We start from the raw sequence: 4,819 nt of genomic DNA, 5'->3' as shown, positions 1-4,819 counted from the left end.
TCCTGCCATTGCAATTCGAGACCAAACCCTATGCCGAACGCTCGGTGGATATGGTTTGGTCTTTCGAAAAGCCCATGGGCCAAGCAACTGCCAAGCTGAATGAACTGCTGGCTGAAAACTCCATTATTCAGAACTCTACTAAGGCTTAGGCTTCGTCGCGAAGCTCCTTTGCAAAGGATGCAATGGTATGTTTCGGAGATCCAAGGACCTCACGGGTTTCGCCATCCACTTGTTCTTCACGTAGCTGTTGCACGAATGTCAACAAGTGTTCGATGAATGCCGCCTGCTCTTCCGGCAACCCCATCTGGCCGACCGCCTCCATAGGCAACTGGATGACTTCAGCCTCGGGAGCGTAGGTTTCCAGAAACTCGGTTGCCCCCTCGGTGTACGTCTTGGCTTGATGACCCTGAACGGCGAACTCTCTGTTTTTGGCCGCATCATTACCAATGGCATTAAAAATCAGTTCCGCCAGATCGCTGGAATTTGTGAACCAAATTGGATGAACGTGATTTCCGATGACGGCCAGTTGGTTGTCCATTAGGAATTTTGGCAGTGAATCTAAAAAGAAAGAGCAATAGAAAAATGTATAGGGAATGCCCGATGCCTTGATGGCATCGATGCCGACCTGGCGGATTGCATTTGTGCCATAGGCCATACCTTCGGTCGAAAACTCTGGATAGGCAGTGTCGACCCCTGCAATTTGCATGATGTGCTGAACGCCTGCCTCTTTTGCGGCTTCGACAATATTGATCACACCTTCCCGTTCCGTGTGGAACGGCAGGCTGGTGTCCAGCGACTCGGTGTTCAGGGTGATGTACAGCGTCTCAGATCCCTGCAAGGCGGATCTCAGGCCGGCCGGATCTGACACGTCGCCCTGAACAAGCCGAACATCAGAGGGCAGCGCGGATTTCGCCGCCTCTGGATCCCGCACTATGGCAGTCACTTCCGAGCCATTTTCAACAAGCTTTGCGGTCACGCGATGCCCCAGATGGCCCGTGGCGCCGATGATGGTGATCTTTTTGGTCATGGTAGTATCTCCTGTTTCAGCGACGCTTCTACAGGTTTAGCTGCAATGCGTTTAATTACGATCCATCTGATTGATAGATATTACGAGGACAAACGAAGGATCGAGCCTTACGATTTCAAGGAAAACGTGCACTTTGAAGTCATTCAGGAACTGTGTCTGCGTTCGCGAAGCGACGCCGACTTTGCAAAGTCCGGAGTCTGCTCAAAGTTGCTGTTAGGTGCGCACAACGCTGCTAATGCAGCGAATGACGGCTGTGTGGCCACTTGAGACTTGGTCACGTCTGATCAGTTGCAGCGTTCGATATGCTAAGTATTGCCGATTGAACGGATCGAAGGTGCTGTCCTACATCGATTCTTGGCAAAGTGAGCGGCCACCCAACGATACGTTTTCCCCAGGTTGATTAATAGCGTACGACGCAGTTTACAGTCTTTACAAGACTCAGCTGCGCACACAACCCTGCGCTGAATTCTTGGGCTGTAACGAACCGCGAACGTCGCTGAAGGGGTGTTATGTGAAGCGATCTCTGGTTGAGCGGATCACTCGGATCGGGTCGCGCAAATCATCTTCTGCGCAGTGAGGCAAATATTGTGTGACCACGCAATCCCATTGGGAAATCCACGTTTCGGGAAAAGTGCGTATTCTCACTAGATTGACGGCTGAATCCCAATGAGGCTGCCGCCCAATCCTATTGGGATTAAGCGCGAACGATCCCTGGGGCCAACGGCCAAAAGCGCGGAGATCGCCAAGTTTCGTAGCACCTTTGGCCATTGGCCGCGTATGCGCCAATCACTATCCACGGTCAGGAAACGCGCGGAACTCTGCCCTTTCCTTCTTGTGGAAGCGATAAGTCGAACGCCACGGGCCAATTACTTGGCAGGAGTCTTTGCGTACTCTGCCATGGCAAATGTGAGTAGAGATAATCCCATCGAAATACCAACTCGTACAGCTATCGCAAAGGCAACAGATCCAGAATATGTCCCCGCGTATAGCAACGCGGCTGAGACCAGAGCGCCCGCGACAGCGCCGAAGATCAATGCCTGTCGCCAGGTTTTTGCAAAACAACCCGCAACAATCACAACAATAAAACCACCCATTTGATTCCTACCTACATGCGCGTGTATTTGTTTCGGTACAATCGAAGAGCGAACTTCGGCGGTTTTTGGGCGGTGTCAACGACACTGACTTGGTCAGGCGACGGTAACCAATACTCTGCTATGGTAATCCGCTGAAAAAAACGGAAGCTGACAAAAATGACAGACTCAAAAAAGCGTTTTCGCTGAGATTTCCAAATCGAAAGCCGACAAAAACGAAGCGAAGTACAGTACAACGCATCACGGGCCCAGCAAATCTTCAACTGTCATCTCCAGGTGAATGTGTGGCCCACGGCTTGAGCTCTTCAGGAACCATTGGACCTCACGACCATCCATTTCGCATTTTCCTAGAACCATATGAGATGTGTCTCCTGGACCCCCAAATACTTTAGGCTCTCGCTTTTGCTCGATGTTGTAGTCTTCTAGCATTTCAATAATTTGGCTTTCGACATCGCTTGGAATCTCCACACCGAAAGAGTTGACCCGACACTTACTTCCCGGACGAATGACCACATCTAACCAGCCTCCGTTTCCTAAATAGATGAACCCATCGTCTCGCAACCCCTCAGAAAGACCATAAGCGTTCTTTGACTCGTCAATTGATCCTTTGAATTCTGGGAAATGCTCCAAGCAAACCACCTCGAATGCTTCCAGAAGACGGTGCGCTCCATCTTCCACCTGACTACCTTGGGCCGATGCGATTGATATGACGCTGAAGCCCAGTACAACGCTCAGCCAACAACCACGTGCATACTTTCGCATTTGTCTTGCTACCTTCCTATACGTGAATAGTTCGTCATAATCACAACTTAGGCTATTATTTTTGATGCTAGTAACATCCACGGCAAACTGAGCACGTAATGGAATGCGTTTCACGCTAATTGCACTCGTTCCATTTCTCTTACTTTTTTATTTTCGCTTTGCTGAAAACACCCGCTCAAAACCGGATTACGCGCTGAGGAAATATTGGCACAAAATTCAACACCATCTTTCGGCATGTGACAGTAGTAATCCTTCTCGCGGAGGGGCACCGGTCAAACCGAACAACTCCAATTGTTCCCTTGTGACCGTGCATTCAAACCTATGGTAAGCAACACTTAAAGTTAAAGTCGCACGACCTCCCAACCTCGTATTTACATATCGGTATTCTTTAAGCAGTCTATAGTCAGTGTTCTCATCGGCACGAATTAGATACTGCCACTTCGCAAGATGATCTACATCATCACCCATTCCTGCACTTATATAGTGGATGCCTGATGAAGGAATATCAGGTAATAGGGTTCGAAATTTCTTGGATAATTGTTCATCCCTGCCATCCACGTCCAAGTATACCGAGCATTCATCGCCCCTGGAAATAGTCACAGATTTAACAAGACTGCCAGAGCTGAGAGGTGTCCAAGTTCTGTCCTTTCGATCATCAAATGATGCTCCAAATTTTTCGGAAGCGTAGTCTTTAGATCGTCTGAAGTCGGGAAGCGCATCCAGGCAGATTTCTTTGAACATGTTGAATGCTTGTTGGAAACTTGCGCGCGCATTCCCATTTTGCAGTTTCGAACCTTCCTCGCCATCAGAGGCTGACGCCGTCAGAAGCGTTCCAAGGCTTGCTAAAAAGATCAGTATGTAACATCTGCCGGTGATCGACACAGTTTGCACCTTTCATGAAAAAAACTCAGCCCCCGATAGGGGCTGTTTGGGTGAATTTCTTCGAAGGAAGAATTAAGTTCTCTCGTCATTGAAAGGGTGTTCAGCGAGGATGTTTTCGATTTCATCCTTTAGAAGGCTATACCAAGCTGATGAGAGCTTTTTCATCAACTCCAACTGCTTGCGGAACAGAATCCTACGGGTGCCTTGGCAGCCGTCACGATGTCGCAATTCATATTCTTGTGCCAATTGCGATGTGATCGAGCAAAATATCCAATACAGAAGTTGATCGAGGCTCTGCGTGGTCTTCTCAGCGAACACATTGCCCCGCTCTTCGTAGACAAGTCGAAATTGATCTCCCTAGATTTCTATATGTGGCCGGCCGTCCTGCGGCGACGTAGAAAAAACCGTAGTGCACGATTTAGGTGCGTCAATTTTTGAGGCCAGATCCCATACCTTCTGCTGAATGAAATTGATTGAAACGCCCACTATAGTTCACCTCTCTTGACCTCGCGCATTCTCGCTCACGATTTCGAAAGGTTCTCAGCTAGTTCACATGCACGATCAAAATTCTCGTTGAGGGTCTCAGTATCGTGTCTGTTATCATATAACATCCTGAAGTCATTCAGTAGATGGTTGCCAATTTTAGCATATCCATTTCTATCCTCATTTTGCAGGATATTGATAGATTTTGCCAAACCTTTGTAAATTGTGGCGCGTTTTGCCTGGGCGATTTCTGCCTGAATTCTTACCAGAAGCCCCAAAAGCTCCTCTTCTCTCTCACTTCGCATTACATCACCTCAATTGAACTGCTCGGGATATGCGGATTTGAACTCATCAAGCGTATAGGTTTTGCCAGTCTTTCCGTCGCGCACAGATTTAATCCAAGCGTCCGGATAATCCCGAGGCAACAGTACTTGATCAGCACCACCTCGATATTTGGGATTTGTCGATCCAACGGGCTGTGGGGCTACTCGACCAATATGAATTTGAGTACCTTCGGGAGTGTCCGTCGTCAGGGATTTTGGGACAGATAGCGGCGTGAGCTAAGAGAGGGTCT

5 protein-coding genes and 1 pseudogene are annotated in these 4,819 nt (G+C 48.7%); all 6 read right to left on the bottom strand.

Annotated features, from left to right (window positions below):
• Positions 1–145: 145 nt before the first annotated feature.
• Positions 146–1,027 (bottom strand): SDR family oxidoreductase, encoded by an 882-nt coding sequence (locus AC2TDJ_RS21175; protein ID WP_480844657.1) that lies wholly within the window; start codon positions 1,025–1,027, stop codon positions 146–148.
• Positions 1,028–1,893: 866 nt separating this feature from the next.
• A complete protein-coding gene (locus AC2TDJ_RS21170) occupies positions 1,894–2,121 on the bottom strand; it encodes a hypothetical protein (RefSeq protein WP_480844656.1) in 228 nt (75 codons plus the stop codon).
• 237 nt (positions 2,122–2,358) lie between these two features.
• The gene (locus AC2TDJ_RS21165; RefSeq protein ID WP_480844655.1) at positions 2,359–2,994 is read right to left on the bottom strand and encodes a hypothetical protein; all 636 of its coding nucleotides are present in this window, start codon (positions 2,992–2,994) and stop codon (positions 2,359–2,361) included.
• A 102-nt stretch (positions 2,995–3,096) separates the two neighbouring features.
• Positions 3,097–3,762 (bottom strand): hypothetical protein, encoded by a 666-nt coding sequence (locus AC2TDJ_RS21160; RefSeq protein WP_480844654.1) that lies wholly within the window; start codon positions 3,760–3,762, stop codon positions 3,097–3,099.
• 72 nt (positions 3,763–3,834) lie between these two features.
• Positions 3,835–4,104: pseudogene (locus AC2TDJ_RS21155) on the bottom strand (Imm63 family immunity protein); the annotation flags it as partial.
• A gap of 179 nt (positions 4,105–4,283) precedes the next feature.
• Complete coding sequence (locus AC2TDJ_RS21150) at positions 4,284–4,550, bottom strand: hypothetical protein (protein WP_480844653.1); 267 nt, start codon at positions 4,548–4,550, stop codon at positions 4,284–4,286.
• Between the last annotated feature and the right edge of the window lie 269 nt (positions 4,551–4,819).

It is taken from the genome of Ruegeria sp. HKCCD6647-2 (genome assembly GCF_057221075.1).
Note: the sequence above shows the minus strand (reverse complement) of the source record. Positions and strands in the feature narration are given on the sequence as shown.